The organism is Streptomyces lacaronensis (assembly GCF_047337785.1).
Taxonomy (GTDB): Bacteria; Actinomycetota; Actinomycetes; order Streptomycetales; family Streptomycetaceae; genus Streptomyces; species Streptomyces lycopersici.
In genome coordinates this window covers 11,649,883-11,668,927 of the sequence record NZ_JBLHDK010000003.1, presented here as the reverse complement: position 1 = coordinate 11,668,927, position 19,045 = coordinate 11,649,883, and the positions used below count along the sequence as shown (strand labels likewise).

Sequence of the window (19,045 nt, the reverse complement as noted above, 5' to 3'; positions counted from 1 at the left end):
GGCGTCGAAGGCGGGCGCCCGGGTAGCGCGGCCACGGGCACCCGGCCCGTCGCACAGGGTCACGTTCACAGCTCGAATTCCTCGTCGATCAGCCGGAACAGCTCCTCGTCGGGAACGCCGTCCACCTCGTCGAGCTCGCCGGGGTCGTCGAGCCGGCTGCTGAGGCTCCGCAGCCGGGCGGCCAGCCGGGAGCGCGCCGCACGGTCGGCGCGTACGGCGGGCAGGGCGGACTCCACGTCGTCGAGCCGGTGGAACACGGCGTCGATCCGCTGCCGGTCGTCGGGCAGGACGACGGTGTCCAGGTACTCCGCCAGCGCCGCCGCGCTGGGATGGTCGAAGGTGATGGCGGTGGGCAGTTCGGCGCCGGCGCGCCTGGCCAGCACGTTCCGCAGCCGGACCGCGGCCAGGGAGTCCATGCCCAGTTCGGCGAACGACACGGTCGGCTCCACCTCGGCGGCGGTGCGGTGGCCCAGCACCGCGGCGACGTCCTGACGGACGACCGACAGCAGCAGACCGGCCCGCTCGGCCCGGGTCAGAGGTGCCAGCCGTTCGGCGAGAGGGGGCTCCGGAACCCCATATGGCTCGATGTCAGGTGGCTCCGGGACGTCCGTGGTGTACTCCGTGGCGGCGGCCTGGGCAGGCCCCCCGGCCGTGTCGCGCGCCGGCCAGTAGCGCTCGCGCTGGAAGGCGTAGGTCGGCAGATCGACGCGACCGCCTCCGCGGCCGGCCAGGACCGAGGACCATGCGACGGGGACACCCCGCACGGACAGTTCGGCGAGCGCTCCGGTGAGAGCGGACACCTCGTCGTGGTGACGGCGCAGCGCGGACACGACGACCGTCGAGCCCGGATCGGACACGCTGTCCTCGGCCATGCCGGCGGCGATGCTGTCGGGTCCGAGCTCCAGGATCGCGGTGACGCCTTCGGCCTCGGCCGAGCGCACCCCGTCGGCGAAACGGACGCATCCTCGCACATGCCGCACCCAGTACTCCGGGGAGCACAGCTCCTCGTCGCTCGCGACCTTGCCGGTCAGGTTGGACACCACGGGGACGGCCGGTGCCCGGTAGCGGACGCTCTCGGCGACGGTGCGGAACTCGTCCAGCATGCCGTCCAGGTGAGCGGAGTGGAACGCGTGGCTGACCCGCAGCCCGCTGGTTTTGCGCCCGGCCGAGCGCCAGTGCTCGCGGACCCGGTCGACTTCGGCGGCGTCCCCGGAGATCACCACGGCGGACGGCCCGTTGACGGCGGCGAGTTCGACGCCGTTGCCGAGGCCGGACACGATCTCCTCCTCGGACGCCTCGATCGCTGCCATCGCCCCGACCGCGGGCCGCGCCTGGATGAGCCGGCCCCGCGCGGCGACCAGCGCGCAGGCATCGGGCAGTGACAGGACGCCGGCGACGTGTGCCGCGGTGAGTTCGCCGATGGAGTGTCCCAGGAGCAGATCGGGGGCGACTCCCCAGTGCTCCACCAGTCGGAACAGGGCCGTTTCCATCGCGAACAGGGCCGGTTGGGTGTACTCGGTGCGATCGAGGACCTCGTCGTCGGTGCCGAGGACCACATGGCGCAGCGGCAGTGCGAGGTGGCGGTCGAACTCGGCGCACACCGCGTCGAACGCGGCCGCGTACCGCGGGAACGCGTGGTACAACTCCCGTCCCATACCGGGCCGTTGGCTCCCCTGCCCGGAGAACACCATGGCGAGACGCTGTCGCCGGGCCCGGCCGGCGCCGCCGGTGAGCTCGCCGTCGGCGAGGTGGGCCAGTTGTGCCATCAGGTCTTCGCGGCTGTCGCCGACCAGCACCGCACGGTGTTCCATCAGCGACCGGCCGGTCGCCAGTGACCAGGCGACATCGACCGGGGAGTGCTCCGGACGGGCCGTCAGCCAGGAGTGCAGACGGGCGGCCTGGGCCCGCAGGGACGCCGTGCCACGGGCGGAGAGCACCCACGGCACCACGGGGGTGGACACCGTGGGAGGCGCAGGCGGAGGCACGGTCCCGGCCGGGGCCTGTTCGAGGATGACGTGGGCGTTGGTGCCGCTGATCCCGAACGAGGAGACCCCGGCCCGCCGGGGCCGGCCGGCCGAGGGCCACGGCGTCGGCTCGGTCGCCAGGGACACCGCGCCCGCCGACCAGTCCACATGCCCGGTGACCTCATCGATGTGCAGCGTCCTGGGGACGACGCCGTGCCGCATCGCCAGCACCGCCTTGATCACTCCGGCGGCGCCCGCGGCGGCCTGGGTGTGGCCCAGGTTGGACTTCACCGAGCCCAGCAGCAGTGGCCGCTCGCGGTCCTGGCCGTAGGTGGCGAGCAGTGCCCCGGCCTCGATCGGATCGCCGAGCGCCGTACCGGTGCCGTGCGCCTCGACCATGTCGACTTCGGAGGGGGCCAGCCGGGCGTCGGCGAGGGCCTGCCGGATGACGCGCTGCTGGGCGGTGCCGTTCGGCGCGGTCAGCCCGTTGGAGGCGCCGTCCTGGTTGACGGCCGTCCCCCGGACCACGGCCAATACCTGGTGGCCGTTCTTCCTGGCGTCGGAGAGACGTTCCAGCAGCACCAGGCCGATCCCCTCGGACCAGCCCGTGCCGTCCGCCGCGGCGGCGAACGCCTTGCAGCGTCCGTCGGGGGCCAGTCCGCGCTGCCGGGAGAACTCGACGAAGGCGTGCGGGGTGGACATCACGGTGACGCCACCCGCCACCGCGAGCGTGCACTCACGGGCGCGCAGTGCCTTGGCCGCCGCGTCCATGGCGACCAGCGCGGAGGAGCAGGCCGTGTCCATGGTGACCGCGGGCCCCTCGAGGCCCAGCGTGTAGGACAGCCGCCCGGACAGCACGCTCGCCGCGGTCCCGGTGAGCAGGTAGCCCTCGGCGTCCAGGGCCCCGGGGGCGATCCCCGCGCCGTAGTCCTGACCGTTGGTGCCCATGAACACCCCGCAGCGGCTGCCGCGCTGGGCCTCGGGGTCGATGCCCGCCCGTTCGAACAGCTCCCACGCGGACTCCAGGACGAGCCGCTGCTGCGGGTCCATGCCCAGCGCCTCACGCGGGGAGATGCCGAAGAACGCCGCGTCGAAGCGGTCGGCGTCGGGCAGGAAGCCACCGGTGCGGGCGTAGCTGGTGCCCACCCGGTCCGGGTCGTCGTCGTAGAGGCGGTCCAGGTCCCAGCCCCGGTTCCCGGGGAAGGGCGACAGCACGTCACGGGCCTCGTCGAGCAGCCGCCACAGATCCTCGGGGGAGGACACGCCGCCGGGGAAGCGGCAGGCCATCGAGACGATCGCGATCGGGTCGTCGGTCGCGGCCACGGCAGTCGGCTGTTCCGCCGACTCGGCTGCCACGCCCAGCAGTTCGGCCAGCAGATAGTCGGCGAGCGCCGCCGGGCTGGGGTGGTCGAAGACCACGGTGGTGGGCAGTCGCAGCCCCGTGCGCGCGCCGAGGCGATTGCGCAGCTCGACGGCGCCCAGTGAGTCGAACCCCAGGTCACGGAATGGGCGGGTCAGGTCCGGCGAGCCGGACTCGGTGTGCCCGAGCACGGTGAGCACCTCGTCACGGACCACGTCGAGCAGCAGCCGCGGCCGCTCCGACTCGGGGCGTTCCCGCAGCCGTTCCGCCAACGCGGAGGGCCGCTGGGCCGAGGTGTCGGAGGCCCGGCGCGCCGGGGCCCTGACCAGTCCGCGCAGCAGGGCGGGCAGGGTGCCGGCGCCTGCCTGTGCGCGCAGTGCGGAGAGGTTCAGGCGCACCGGAGCCGTCACCGGGTGGCCGGCGCTGAGCGCGGTGTCGAAGAGGGCCAGCCCGTGGTCCGCGGTCAGCGGGTCGATCCCCGCGCGGGCGAGCCGGGCGAGGTCCCCCTCGGCGAGGTGGGCGGTCACACCGCCGCGCTCGGCCCACAGGCCCCAGGCCATCGACACGCCCGGAAGACCCTGTGCGCGCCGGGTCTGCGCGAGTGCGTCGAGGAAGGCGTTGGCCGCCGCGTAGGCGCCCTGTCCGGCGTTGCCCACGAGGCCGGAGTACGAGGAGAACAGCGCGAAGACCTTCAGCTCCGCGCCCCGGGTGAGTTCGTGGAGGTTGACCGCGGCCCGCACCTTCGGGCGGTACACCCGTGCCACCTGGTCGTCCGTCATCGAGGTGATGACGGCGTCGTCGACGATTCCGGCCGCGTGCACGACGGCCGTCAGCGGCCGGTCGGCGGGCAGGGACGCGAGCAGTGCGGCGAGTGCGCCGCGGTCGGCGGCGTCGCAGGCCGCGATGGTGACCTCGGCCCCCATGGACTCCAGCTCGGCGCGCAGCCCGGCGGCGCCCTCGGCGGCCTCACCCCGACGCCCGGTGAGCAGCAGGTGCCGTACCCCGTGTTCGGCGACGAGGTGTCGTGCGACGAGTGAGCCCAGCGCACCGGTTCCGCCCGTGATCAGCGCCGTTCCGGTGAGGACCGGCGGTGTGCCGTCCACGGCGGGCGTGGCGACGAGCCGCGGTACGCGGGCGTTCCCCTCGGTGAGGACGATCTGGGGCTCCCCCGAGGCGAGCGCGCCCGGCAGTGCGCGCAGGGACGCTTCGGTGCCGTCGAGGTCGACAAGGAGGAACTGGTCCGGGTGTTCGGTCTGGGCGGTGCGCACCAGCCCCCACACCACGGCCTGGGCGGTGTCCCGGAGTTCGGTGCCGCCGTACACGGCCCGGCGGGTGAGGAAGACCAGCCGCGCGCCGGCGGGGTGTTCCTCGGCGAGCCACGTCTGGAGGAGGTTCAGCGCCCGCGAGGTGGCCTCCTCGGCCCGGGCGGCGGTGTCCTCCTCTTCGTGGCCGGACGCTTCGTGACCGGGCGCTTCGTGGCCGGGTCCGAAGGCGGCGAGCACCACGTCCGCCTGCCCGTCCGCCGTGGGCAGTCGCTCGATGCCGGTGTGGACGGCGCGGAGCCCGTGTTCGTCCGCACCGTCCAGGGCCCAGCGGCCCACTTCCGCCACGGGCAGTCTGGTGGCCGTCCACTCCAGTCGGTGCAGCGGCGCGTGGCGGCGGGCCCGTGCGGTGTCCACGGCCGCGAGCGTCACGGACTCGACGGTGAACACGGGCCGGCCGGTACCGTCCGTGATCCGCAGCGCGTGAGTGTGCTCGCCGAGTGGCAGCAGATGGACGCGGACCGATGCGGCACCGGCGGCGTGCAGGCGTACGCCGTGCCACTGGACGGGCGTCTCGTTCTCGGCGGCCACCAGGCTCAGCGCGGCGGTGACGAGTTCCGGGTGCAGACCGTACGGTTCCGCCTCGCTCCCCTGCTCCGGACCGGCCTCCGCGAACACCTCACCACCGGCGCGCCAGACCCGCTCCAGCAGGGGGGACGAGCCGTCCGGCGGGCTCACCTCTTCGGCGTCGGCCGGTGGCCACCGGGTGAGACCGGCCCCGGTGTCCGGGGGCGCGGCGACGGCGCTCGCCGTCGCGTTGCGGGTCCACGGGGTCTCCTCGTCCGGCTGCGAGAACACGTCGATGGCGCCGTCGGCGCCCACGCGCACCTGCACACGGAGGACGCCGGGGCCGGGCAGCCGTGGCGGGGCCACCTGGCGCAGGACGTCGACCCGGTCGAAACCGGCCTCGGCCGCGGTGTGCACCACCAGTTCCAGCAGTGCGGCATCCACACCGGCGGGATCGGCCAGCCACGGATGCGCACCGGCGGACAGCACCCCGGTGAACACGGTGTCACCCTGGTCCGCCAGGCGCACCGCGGCGCCCAGCAGCGGGTGGTCCACGGCCGTCATGCCCGCCGTCCGCACATCCGCCGGGCCGCCGCTCGGCAGCCAGTAGGGGCGGTGCTGGAAGGCGTACGTCGGCAGCTCGACGGGTTCGTGTCCGGCCCCGGCGAACACCGTGGCCCAGTCGACCGCGACGCCGTGCGCGTGCAGGGCGGCCAGTGAGCCGAGGAAGCAGTCGGACTCGTTCCGCTCACGCCGGAGGGTGCCCTGGACCGCCGCCCCGGCGCCGACGTCGTCGACGGTCTCCTGGATGCCGACCAGCAGCACCGGGTGCGGGCCGCACTCCACGAAGGTGTCGAAGCCGGCGGCCAGCAGCGCCCGGACGGCCGGCTCGAACTGGATGGGGCTGCGAAGGTTGCGGTACCAGTACTCCCCGGTCAGCTCGGCCGGGTCGATCCAGTCCCCGGTCACGGTGGACATGAACGCCGTGGCCGTGGCGGTGGCCCGGACCGGGGCGAGCAGCTCCGCCACCCGCTCCCGGATCGTCTCGACGTGGGCGGAGTGGGACGGGTAGTCGATGGGCACCCGCCGCGACCGGACGCCCTCCTCCGACAGGGCGGACTCCAGCCGGGCGAGCGCGGGGAGGTCGCCCGCGACCACGGTGGACGTGGGGCCGTTGAGCGCGGCCACGCTCACCCGCTCCAAGCCCTCCAGGCGGGACCGGACCTCGTCCAGGGGCAGGCTGACCGAGAGCATGCCGCCGCGGCCGGACAGGCCCTCGGCGATGGTCTTGCTGCGCAGCGCGACCGCGCGGGCGGCGTCCTCCAGGGACAGCGCGCCCGCGACGACCGCGGCCGCCATCTCGCCCTGTGAATGGCCGATCACCGCGTCCGGCACCACCCCGACGGACTTCCACAGCGCCGCCAGCGAGACCATCACCGCGAACAGGACCGGCTGCAGGACCTCGGTCCGCTCGAACTCCCCGGAACGCACCACGTCGATGAGCGCGAAGTCCACATGGGGGGCCAGGGCGCGCTCGCAGTCGGCCATCGCCCGCGCGAAGACCGGCGAGGTGCTCAGCAGGTCCACCGCCATCCCCGCCCACTGCGGGCCCTGCCCCGGGAAGACGAACACGACCTTGCGCGGGCCCGCCGTGGCACGCGTGGCGTTGGAGTCGGGTTCGTCGCGGGCCAGCGCGGCGAGCCCCGCGCGGAGTTCCCGCGCCGACCGGCCGAGCAGCACGGCGCGGTGTTCGAACGCGGTCCTGGTGAGGGCGAGCGAGGCGCCGAACGCGGTGAGGTCCGTGTCGTCGGTCAGCGCCGTCGACAGCCGGCCGGACTGTGCCCTCAGCGCCTCCGGGGTGCGTCCGGACACCAGCAGCGGCACGCTGGTCAGGCTCAGCGGTGCCGTGGCCGGTGCGGGCTCCGCGGGTTCGGCCGGGGGTGCCTGTTCGATGATGGCGTGGGCGTTGGTGCCGCTGATGCCGAACGAGGACACCGCGGCGCGGCGCGGGCCCCGGGTGTCCGGCCAGGGGGCGGGCTCGGTGAGCAGCCGGACCGCGCCGCCGTCCCAGTCCACCAGCGGTGTGGGCCGGTCGACATGCAGTGTTTTCGGCAGCTGGTCGTGCTGGAGCGCCATCACCATCTTGATGACGCCACCGACCCCGGCCGCCGCCTGGGAGTGGCCGATGTTGGACTTCAGCGACCCGAGCAGCAGGGGGTGGACACGGTTCTGTCCGTAGGTGGCCAGTACGGCCTGGGCCTCGATGGGGTCGCCCAGCCTGGTGCCGGTGCCGTGTGCCTCGAGGGCGTGCACATCGGCCGGGGACAGGGCGGCGCTCGCCAGCGCGGCCCGGATCACCCGCTCCTGCGACGGGCCGTTGGGGGCGGTGAGCCCGCTGCTCGCGCCGTCCTGGTTGACCGCCGTCGACCGGATCAGGGCCAGTACCCGGTGGCCGTGGCGACGCGCGTCCGACAGCCGCTCGAGCACCAGCACCCCGACGCCCTCGGACCAGCCCGTGCCGTCCGCCGCCTCGGCGAAGGACTTGCACCGGCCGTCCGGGGACAGCGCCCGCTGCCGGGAGAACTCCACGAAGGTGCCGGGCGTGGCCATGACGGTGACCCCGGCGGCCAGCGCCAGCGAACACTCACCGGCGCGCAGTGACTGCGCGGCCAGGTGCATCGCCACCATCGACGAGGAACAGGCCGTGTCCACGGTGACCGCCGGCCCTTCGAGACCGAGGGTGTAGGCGACGCGGCCGGACAGCACGCTGGCCGTGGTACCGGTCAGCCGGTGCCCGTCGACCGCGCCCGCGGTGTGTTCCAGCGGGGGTCCGTAGTCGTGGTACATCACTCCGGCGAAGACTCCGGTGCGGCTGCCGCGCAGTGTGCCCGGGACGAGTCCGGCGCGTTCCAGCGCCTCCCAGGACGCCTCCAGCAGCAGCCGCTGCTGCGGATCCATGGCCAGCGCCTCACGCGGGCCGATGCCGAAGAAGTCGGCGTCGAACGCGGCCGCGTCGTGCAGGAACCCACCCTGGTCGCAGTAGGACGTGCCGGGGTGCGACGGGTCCGGGTCGAAGAGCTCGGTCAGCCGCCAGCCCCGGTCGACCGGGAACTCGGTGACGGCGTCGCCTCCCCGCGCGACCAGATCCCACAGATCCTCGGGCGAGCGGACGCCACCGGGGTAGCGGCAGCTCATTCCCACGATCGCCAGGGGCTCACTCGCGGCGGCGGTGAGGTCGTGGTTCTTCCTGCGCAACCGCTGGACCTCGCGGAGGCTGTCGCGCAACGCGTCGGTGACCGCGGCAGCGGATGATTCGCTCATCGGTGTCGTCTCCCGGCTCGCTCAGGATTCCAGGCTGCGACGGGCGAGCCTGACCAGGTCGTCCGCGTCCAGCTCGTCGAGGCCGTCCAGTTCGTCGAGGCCACCCGACTCGCCGGTGGCGTCCGGCCCGTCGGGACCGCCCGGTTCGTCGGCGCCGTTCGGGGGCGCGGCCTGGGCGGAGGACTCGGCCACCAGCGTGAGAAGGGGGTCCAGCAGCCCCGCGGTGCGCAGGCGTGCCACCGGCAGCGTGGCCAGAGCCCTGCGCAACGCCACTTCGTCCACCGGCCGCGGTGCGGCGGGCGCCATCTTCTGTGCGATCAGGGCGGCCAGCCGCTGCGGAGTGGGGTGGTCGAAGACGACCGTGGGGGTCAGGGTGAGTCCTGTGACCCGGTTCAGCCGGTTGCGGAGGTCGACCGCGATCAGTGAGTCCACACCCAGTTCCCGGAAACCACGGTCGAGGTCGATCGCCTCGTCGGGGTCCTGACCGAGGCAGCCGGCCAGTTCCCGCCGCACCAGGTCGAGCGGTGCGGCGTCCGGCCCGGGCCGTGTCCTCGACGCGGCCGGAACCGGGCCGCGCGCCAGTGGCCCCGGGTCACCGGACAAGGACCGCGGCTGTCCGGCCTTCCGCCCGACCGCCACCAGCAGCGGGGTGTCCCGTCGCAGCGCGGTGTCGAACAGCGCCAAGCCGTCCTCGGCGGACAGGGCGGGCATGCCGATGTCCGCCAGCCGGTCGAGGTCGGCACGGGACAGCTCGGCGGCCATGCCCGTGTCCTCCCACGGGGCCCATGCGAGCGAGGTGGCGGGCAGCCCGTGGGCCGCGCGGTGCTGGGCCAGGGCGTCCAGGAACGCATTGCCGGCGGCGTAGTTCGCCTGTCCGGCGGCACCGAGGACGCCGGACGCCGAGGAGAACAGCACGAAACCGTCGAGGGCGAGGTGCCGGGTCAACTCGTGGAGGTGCCAGGCCCCGTCCACCTTCGGCCGCAGTACCGAGGACAGCCGCTCGGCGGTCAGCCCGGAGATCACGGTGTCGTCCAGGACGCCCGCCGCGTGCACCACCGCGGTGAGCGGGTGCTCGGCCGGGATCGAGGCCAGCAGCCCGGCCACCGCATCGCGGTCGGTGACGTCGCAGGGCAGCCAGCTGACCCCGGGGCCGAACCCCTCCAGGTCCACCGGCCGCCTGCCAGCCAGGACCAGATGGCGCATGCCGTGCTCGGTGAGCAGCCGATGGGCGACCAGCCGGCCGAGCCCTCCGGACGCGCCGGTGATCAGCACGGTGCCGTCGGGGTTCCAGCCGCGGGAGGCGACGGGCCCGGGTCCGCGCGTCAGCCGAGGGGCGAGGAGCGTTCCCGTCCGCACCGCCAACTGCGGCTCGTCCGGCGGCAGCACGTCCAGGACGCCCCGCGCGGCTTCGATGTCCACGTCCAGGTCGAGCAGGACGAACCGGCCGGGGTGCTCACGCTGCGCGGTACGCACCAGACCCCACACCGGGGACTGCGGGAGGCCCGGCACCTCCTCGCCGTCCCGGGTGGCCACCGCCGACCGCGTCACCAGCACCAGCCGAGCCGAGGCAAACCGCTCGTCGGTGATCCACGAGCGCACCAGCTCCAGCACACCGGCGGCCGACGCGTGGGCGGCGCCGGGCAGTGCCGGGTCCGCCTCCGGGGGCACCGCCACCACCACGAGGTCCGGACGCTCCTCCGCGCACCGGGAGAGATCGCCGTCGTCCGGCACGGCGACGCGGAACGTCTCGGCCGCCGGAGCGACCGGCGCCCAGTCGACCGTCAGGAACGGATCGCCGTGCGCCACGGGGGCGGCGGTGCGGACGCTCAGCGCCTCGACGTCGGCGACCGCTCCCCCGGCGGTGTCGGTGACCCTCAGCGACACCGTGTCCTCGCCGGTGCGCCTGATGTGGACCCGGACGGCGGCGGCGCCGGTGGCGTGGACGGCCGTCTTCTGCCAGGAGAACGGCAGTCTCCCGCCGTCGAAGAGGCCGAGCGCACCGGCACCGTGCAGACACGCGTCGAGCAGCGCCGGATGCAGTGCGAACTCACCCGCCCGCCCCGCGAGATCCACGTCCAGTTCGACCTCGGTGATCACCTCGTCGTCGGCGCGCCAGACACGGCGCACGTGCCGGAACCGCGGGCCGTACTCCAGCCCGCACCGGGCCAGGCCTCTGTAGAGCTCCCGCGTGGACGACTCGACGGCGGACTCCGGCGGCCAGGGGCCGGGGGCCCGCTGGGGGGCGGCCGACGCGGGGACGAGGGCGGCGGTCGCGTGCAGCGTCCACTCGGCGTCGCCGTCCGACGGCCTGGAGTGCACGCTCAGCGCGCGGCGCCCGTCGGCGTCCTTCTCCCGCACCCTCACCCGGAGTTCGGCTCTCTGGTGGGGCAGCAGGGCGAGTGGCGCCAGCATCACCAGCTCCTCGACGGTGCGACAGCCCGTCACGCCCCCGGCGTGCACGGCCATCTCGAGGAAGGCGGTGGCGGGGACGAGCACGGTGCCGCCCACGACGTGGTCGGCCAGCCATGGATGCGTATGCGTGGACAGCACACCGGTGAACTCCACGGCGTCGCCGTCGGGTTGTGCGATCCGCGCACCGAGCAGGGGATGCCCGGCCGGGCGCAGCCCGACCGCGCCCGGCGAGGAACCGGCGCCGGGAGGCCGGTCCAGCCAGTAGCGCCTGCGCTGGAACGGATAGGTGGGCAGCTGTGTGCGCCGTGCCGAGGTGCCCTCGAACACGGCTGTCCAGTCGAGGGCGACACCGTGTGCGTACAGCCTCGACACCGCCTCGGTGAGCGTGGCCGCCTCCGGGCGGTCACGGCGCAGCGCGGGCACGAACCGCGCGTCGCCGTCGACGCACTCCGGCCCGAGCGCCGTCAGCACGGCATCCGGCCCGAGCTCCAGGAAGTCCGTGACGCCGTGGTCGTACAGCCACCGCACACCGTCGCCGAACCGCACGGCCGCGCGCACATGCCGCACCCAGTACTCCGGGGAGCACAGCTCGCCGTCGGCGGCCACCCGGCCGGTCACGTTGGACACGATGGGGATCGCCGGTGCGTGGAAGGTCAGCTTCTCCGCGACCGCTCGGAAGTCGGCGAGCATGGGCTCCATACGCGCGGAGTGGAAGGCGTGACCGACCCGCAGCCTGCGGGTGCGGCGGCCGTGCCGCTCCCAGTGGAGCAGCTGCCCGGTGACGGCCCGCTCGTCCCCGGCGATCACCACGGCCCGCGGCCCGTTGACGGCGGCGATCTCCACCTGCCCGTCCGCCCCCGGCAGCTGGGCCAGCACCTCCTGCTCGGTCGCCGCGATCGCGGCCATACAGCCACCGCCCGGAAGCGCCCGCATCAGCTCGCCGCGCGCGGCCACCAGCGTCACGGCGTCCGCCAGGCCGAGCACACCGGCCACATGCGCGGCGGCGAGCTCACCGATGGAGTGCCCCACGAGGTAGTCGGGCCGCAGTCCCCAGCTCTCGACCAGCCGGAACAGGGAGACCTCGAGCGCGAACAGCGCCGCCTGGGTGTAATCGGTCCGGTCGAGCAGATCCGATCCCTCGAACACCACGGACTTCAGCCCGGCATCGAGGTGCTCGTCGAATCCGGCGCACACGCGCTCGAACGTCTCGGCGAACACCGGGTACCGCGCGTGGAGTTCCGCCGCCATCCGGCCGCGCTGGCTTCCCTGGCCGGTGAAGAGGAAGGCGAGCGCACCGGCCGAGGCCGTGCACACGTCGTGGGCGTCGAGGGAGCCCAGCTCCGCGAGGAGCGCGTCGCGGTCCCCGCCCACGACGACCGCGCGGTGCTGCCCGTGCTGCCGGGTGGTGGCCAGCGAGAAGGCGACGTCGTCGGGGGCGGCCCCGGCCAGCGCCACGGCCAGTCGCCGTGCCTGGTCGACCACCGCCTGCCCGGTGTGCCCGGACAGCAGCAGCGGCATGGTGCTGCCGCTCTCCGGAGTCCGGTCCGGATCGGGAGCGGGGACGCCCTCGACGACGATATGGGCGTTGGTCCCGGAGATGCCGAACGAGGAGACGGCGGCGCGGCGCGGGCGGCCGCGCGACGGCCACGGCGCGGCCTCGGTCAGCGGGCGCACCGTCCCCGCCGACCAGTCCACATGCGCGGTCGGGTCGGTGATGTGCAGGGTCTTCGGCGCGATGCCGTGCCGCATGGCCTGCACCATCTTGATGACCCCGGCGATCCCGGCGGCGGCCTGCGTATGGCCGATGTTCGACTTGAGCGAGCCGAGCAGCAGGGGGTGTTCCCGGTCCTGACCGTAGGTGGCGAGAACGGCGTGCGCCTCGATCGGATCGCCCAGCACGGTGCCCGTGCCGTGCGCCTCGACCACGTCGACATCGTCCGGCGCCAGCCGGGCCTGGGCCATGGCCTGATGGATGACCTCCTCCTGCGCCGGCCCGCTGGGGGCCGTGAGCCCGTTGGAGGCCCCGTCCTGGTTGACGGCGGTGCCGCGGATCAGCGCGAGAACGTCATGGCCGTTGCGCCGGGCGTCGGACAGTCGCTCCAGCACGAGCACGCCCAGCCCCTCGGCCCAGCCGGTGCCGTCGGCCCCAGCGGAGAACGCCTTGCAGCGCCCGTCCGGTGAGAGACCGCCCTGGCGGCTGAACTCCACGAACATGCCCGGGGACGACATCACGGTCACCCCGGCGGCCAGGGCGAGCGAGCACTCCCCCTGCTGCAGCGACCGTACGGCGAGATGCACGGCCACCAGCGAGGACGAGCACGCGGTGTCCACGGTGACGGCGGGCCCCCGCAGACCGAGCGTGTAGGCCACCCGACCGGACAGCACGCTCGGGCTGGTGCCGGTGAGCAGGAAACCCTCGGCGCCGTGCGCGGTTTCGTGCAGGCGCGGCCCGTAGTCCTGGGCCGTCGCGCCGACGAACACTCCGGTCCGGGTGGCGCGCAGGCTCTCGGGAACGATTCCGGCCCGTTCGAGCGCCTCCCATGTGCCCTCCAGCAGAAGGCGCTGCTGCGGGTCCATCGCCGTGGCCTCGCGCGGGGAGATGCCGAAGAAGGCCGCGTCGAACTGGTCGATGCCGTCGATGAATCCACCCTGCCGGGTGGCGGTGCTGCCGGGGGCGACCTCCCAGCCTCTGTCGGCGGGGAATCCGCCGATGGCGTCGCGTTCCCGCACCACCAGGTCCCACAGGTCCTCGGGCGAGGTCACCGAGCCCGGCAGCCGGCAGCTCATGGCGACGACGGCGATGGGGTCGTCCGTCGCCGCCGGGCCGGCGGCGACCGCCGGCCGGGCGGCCCGGGGACGTTCACCGCCCAGCCGGCCGGCGAGGTGCTCGGCCAGCGCCGCGGGGGTCGGATGGTCGTACAGCACGGCGGAGGAGAGCGGTACGCCGGTCGCCGCCACGAGCCGGTTGCGCAATTCGACGGAGGTCAGCGAGTCGAAGCCCAGGTCACGGAATGTCTCCGTCGCGGCCAGCGACCGCGGATCGTCCCGATCGAGCAGAACGGCGCCATGCTCGCGCACCAGGTGCAACGCGGTGTCACGCCGTTGCTCCGCGGTCTGCCGCGACGCGCGCGGTGCCCCCGCGGCGGACTCGTGAGCCGACCCGTCGGTCGGCTCGCCGGTCCGCTCGCCGAGCCAGTATCTGCTGCGCTGGAACGCGTAGGTGGGCAGGTCCACCGGCCGGCCGTCCGGGAAGGCGGGCCGCCAGTCCACCTCCATTCCCCGCACATGGGCCTCGGCGACCGACCGCAGGAAGCGCCCGATGCCGCCGTCGTCACGGCGCAGCGAACCCACGACGACGGCCTCGGACCCGGCGGTCTCCTGGACCGGCATGACCAGGGCCGGGTGCGGGCCGCACTCGATGAACCCGGTGAAGCCCTCGGCTGTCAGCGCCCGCACACCGGCTTCGAACCGCACGGTCTCCCGCAGGTTGCGATACCAGTATTCGGCGTCGAGTCCGGTGCCGTCGGCCCAGTCCCCGGTGACGGTGGAGAGCAACGGGACCACGGAGCGGGTGGGGCGGACGGCGGCCAGCTCATCGAGCAGTGCCGGCCGGATGTCCGCCACGTGCGCGGAGTGCGAGGCGTACGCGATCGGCACCGTGCGCACCCACACCCCCCGGGCCGACAGGGACTCCAGAAGGTCCCGCACCGGCTCGGTGTCGCCGGACACCACCACCGAACGTGGGCCGTTGACCGCACCGATCGCGACACCGTCCGGCAGCAACGGCTCGACGTCGGCCGCGGGCAGGGCGACCAGACCCATACGGCCCCGGTCCTTGATCGCCTCGACAACCCTGCTGCGCGCCACCACGACACGTGCGGCGTCCTCGAGGCTGAGTGCCCCGGCGACGACAGCGGCGGCGACCTCGCCCTGCGAATGCCCGATCACCGCGTCCGGCCGCACCCCGTGGGATCGCCACAGTTCGGCCAGCGACACCATGACCGCGAAGGTGGCCGGCTGCACGACATCGTCGCCGGTCATCGGTTCGCGCAGGACGTCGAACAGATCCCAGTCGACGAACCGGGACAGGGCCCGAGCGCACTCGCGCATCCGCGCGGCGAACACCGGCGACTCCTCCAGCAGCGCCCGTCCCATACCCGACCACTGGGAGCCCTGACCGGGAAACACGAAGGCGGTCCGCCCCGGTTCCCGCGCCGTTCCGAGCACCGGGCCCGGCCGCTGCTCCCGGAGTGCCGCCAGCTCCTCCCGGTCGAAGACCACGGCGCGGTGTTCGAGGAGCGTGCGCGTGGTGGCCAGCGAGTGTCCGACGTCGGCGGGCGACGGATCGTGGTGGTCCAGATGGTCGAGGAGGCGTTCCGCCTGACCGCGCAGCGCCTGTCGGCTGTGGGCGGACAGGACCCACGGCGTCACCACCGGGGATGCAGCGGATGGCGGCGGCTCGGCGGAGGGCGGCTCGGCGAGCACGACGTGGCAGTTGGTGCCCCCGATACCGAAGGAGCTGACCCCCGCCACCAGCCTCCGGTCCTCGTCCGGCCATGCGGTGGTGGCGGTCTGCACCCGCAGGTTCAGCTCGGACAGCGGGATCGCCGGGTTGGGCCGGGCGAAGTTCAGACTCGCGGGCAGCCGGCGGTGGGTGAGGGCCAGTACCACCTTGAGCAGCCCGGCGATTCCGGCCGCGCCTTCGAGGTGGCCGATGTTGGTCTTCACCGAGCCGACCCGCAGGGGCGTGCCCTCCGGCCGTACGGAGCCGAGTGCCGCTCCCAGCGCGGCCGCCTCGACCGGGTCACCGGCCCTGGTCCCGGTGCCGTGCAGTTCGACGTACTGCACCGCATCCGGTTCGACGCCCGCGGCCCGGTAGGCGGCGCGCAGCACATCGGTCTGTATCGCGCGGTCCGGTGTGGTCAGATTCGCTCGACCGGCACCGTCGTTGTTGACGGCGCTGCCAAGGATCACGCCGTGCACGCGGTTCCCGTCCAACAGCGCGTCGGCGAGCGGCCTGAGCACGATCATGACGCCGCCCTCGCCGCGCACATAGCCGTTCGCCCGTTCGTCGAAGGTGTAGCAGCGGCCGTCCGGGGAGAGGACGCCGAGCGCGTCGACCGCCCTCGCGGAGGCCGGGGCGAGGTTGAGGTTGACCCCGCCGACGAAGGCGTGGTCGACCTCGCCGCGGCGGATGCTGTCACAGGCCAGGTGCACCGCCACGAGGGAGGAGGACTGCCCCGAGTCGACGGTGATGCTCGAGCCGCCCAGCCGCAGCAGATGCGACACCCGGTTGGCGATCATGGAGCGGTGGGTGCCCGTCAGGGTGTAGCGGTCCTCCGCCGTGCGGCGGGCACGGGTGACGGCGGACCAGTCGTCGGACGACACCCCCAGGTACACACCCGAGCGGCTGTCGCGAAGGGGTGACGCCACGAACCGTGCGGACTCCATCGCCTCCCAGGCCAGTTCGAGCGCGAGCCGCTGCTGTGGATCCATCGCGGCCGCCTCGGCAGCGGTGACTCCGGCGAACTCGGCGTCGAAATGGCCCACTTCGGAGAGGAAGCCGCCTGATTCGACGGCCTCTCCGGCGCTCCAGCGCCCGTGCGCGGTTCCGTCGACCGCATGGTCCCCGGCGGAGAGCAGCCGCCAGAATTCCTCCGGGTTCCGGCCACCGGGGAGACGGCAGGCGATACCTGTGATCGCGATCGGCACCGACGCGTGAGCGCCCGTGGAAGGCACGACGGACCCAGCCAACCTTTCCTCCCCGCGAGACAGGACAAGCGGCGAGAGGATTTCGTCCGGGAAATACGTCCCATGCGAGCGGAATGCCGCTGGGCGAAACCAGATCCATCGCCGAGTCAGTGGCAGCGAAAGGTGTTCGCCGCCTTGACCGGAGACGCTAATCAGCTCACTGATCGCCCGGAAGGCAACTGGCATCGATCATGGCCATCCGCGCCATGGATACCGGACGTATCACACAAACAGCCCACATCCATGTATGTGAGCCGTGGGGTCACCCTCGTGCCGCCATCTCCTGGATACGCTCGCGCAGCCAGCGGTGCGCCGGATCCGCGGTGTGCCGGGGATCCCAGTACATCGCTTCCGTCAGCTCTCCCACCGGCTCCAGGGGCACGGCCCGCAGGCCCATCGCATGCCCCAGCCGCTCGAAGAGCCGCCGGGGAATCACCGCGACCATCCGGGTGCCGGACACAAGGCAGGCCGCGCCGACGAAGGTGTCGCTCATCGCCACTGTCCGGCCGGAGACGCCGCCCTCGCCGAAGGTGAAGCCCGACGACGGCGTGGCCTGCGAGCCGATCCCGATACCGGGGAGCTCGGCCAGTTCCTCCAGGCTCAGGCTCGGGCCCACATCGGGATGGTCACCGTCGACGACAGCGACCAGCTCATCCGGGGGCAGATCGCCACGGGAGAACGACGTCAGCTCGTCGGCCAGCACGTTCGGCGGCCAGATCAGCAGGTCGGACTGGCCGCGGCGTAACCGGTCGAACATGCCGGTGTGCACCCCGGTGACGCTGACCCGCACATCCGGGGCCACCTCGCTGAGCTCGCTGAGCAACGGACGCAGCATCACGATGGTCACGTAGTCATCGGCGACCAGGTTGAAGGTTCGGGTGCTGGTGGCCGGATCGAACTCCTCCGTGCGGTCCAGGACCCCGTACATCCCGCCCAGGAGTTCCTTGACCGGGTCGACCAGTGACTCCGCGAGCGGGGTGAGGACCATCGCCCGACCGGCCCTGACCAGCAGCGGATCGTTGAAGTGCCGCCGCAGCTTCGCGAGTGCCGTGCTCATCGCGGGCTGGCTGACAAAGGCCCGCTCGGCTGCCCTGGTGACACTCCGCTCCGAAAGGAGCGCACTCAGCGGGATCAGCAGATTCAGGTCGATCTTGGTGGGCCGATCCGCCACGACGGGCGGCAGGCTCCGCCCTGTCGAGGCCGCCGGCCGGCTCCCCCGCCGTCCATGGGTGGCCATCCGCCGGAAAAAATCGCCGAGATTGAGCACACCGTGCGGACCGCTCCCCGCATCCGGGATTTCCGCCAGCTCCTTGGCCATGGACGCCGCACGCTCACGCATGGTCTTCTCATACGCGGCGATCGCCGCCGTAAGGTCGTCACCGGCCCCGATGACGGCCCGGGCGAGGTCGGCGGCATCCCGCATGGCGAGATTGACGCCCCAGCAGAACGACACCATGCCATGGGCGGCATCACCCAGCAGGGTGCGGCCCGGTGTGGTCGGCCAACTGGTGCCGGGGGGAAGGCCGTAGAGGCGGCGGGGCACGATCGTGTCGTCGCAGTGGCGGACGAGGTCCGTCAACTGCGGGGCCCAGTCGGTGAAGTGCTCCAGGATCGCGGCGCGGGCCCGCTCGGGCCGGTGGTAGGGGATGCCGTTCGTGGTCAGCCAGTCCTCGGGTACGCGGAAGGCGATGTGGATGCGCAGGCGGCCATCGGCGGCCCGCTGCGCCATCAGGCCCTTGTCCTCCTGGAGCGCGAACATGTTGCCGTGCCCCACGAGTGCGGCCAGGGCCGGCTGGGTGCGGTGGGCCTCGGGGACACCGATCTCGATGCAGCTGATCCCGGAGTACACGGGCTCGGCCTCGGTGAGCGTCGGACGGACGCGGGACCAGATGCCGTCCGCCCCGATGAGCAGGTCGCAGGTCTCCACCGCGCCGCCCTCGAAGTGGAGTTCGTGACGGCCGCCCTCCAGGGCGGTGACGGTGCCGAGGCTGTGGCCCCAGCGGATGCTGCCGGGGGCAAGGCCGTCGAGGAGCATGTCGCGCAGGGCGCGGCCATCGATCTCCGGCCGGCCCGAGTCCCCTTCGGGGGTGACGTCCTGGGGATGGACCGTAGCGTCCTTGCCGAGGATCTTCATATCCAGACCCCTGGGGCGGGCCTGGGCCCAGAAGTCGTTCTCCAGCCCCACCTCGCGCAGCGCGTGCAGGCCGTACTCGGGGCGCAGGTCGAGGGCGCCGCCCTGAGCGCAGGCGGTGTCGGCGGACTCGCGCTCGTAGACGACCGCGTCGATGCCGCCTGCCTGAAGAATGCGCGCGAGGGTGAGGCCGCCCGGGCCACCGCCGACGATCGCGATACGGGGGGTGGTGTTCATGTCCTTGGAGTCCTTCTCAGACAGGCCGGCCGTGCGCGGG

At 73.4% G+C, this 19,045-nt stretch carries 2 protein-coding genes and 1 pseudogene; all 3 read right to left on the bottom strand.

Going from position 1 to position 19,045, the window contains the following annotated elements; genetic code table 11:
* Positions 1 to 311: 311 nt before the first annotated feature.
* A pseudogene (locus tag ACMTAK_RS50100) lies at positions 312 to 8,378 on the bottom strand (SDR family NAD(P)-dependent oxidoreductase); the annotation flags it as partial.
* Positions 8,379 to 8,495: 117 nt separating this feature from the next.
* Positions 8,496 to 16,625 (bottom strand): type I polyketide synthase, encoded by an 8,130-nt coding sequence (locus ACMTAK_RS50095; RefSeq protein WP_413812374.1) that lies wholly within the window; start codon positions 16,623 to 16,625, stop codon positions 8,496 to 8,498.
* Positions 16,626 to 16,899: 274 nt separating this feature from the next.
* Positions 16,900 to 19,005, bottom strand: coding sequence for a LysR substrate-binding domain-containing protein (locus ACMTAK_RS50090; protein WP_413812373.1), 2,106 nt, complete (start codon positions 19,003 to 19,005; stop codon positions 16,900 to 16,902).
* Positions 19,006 to 19,045: the final 40 nt, after the last annotated feature.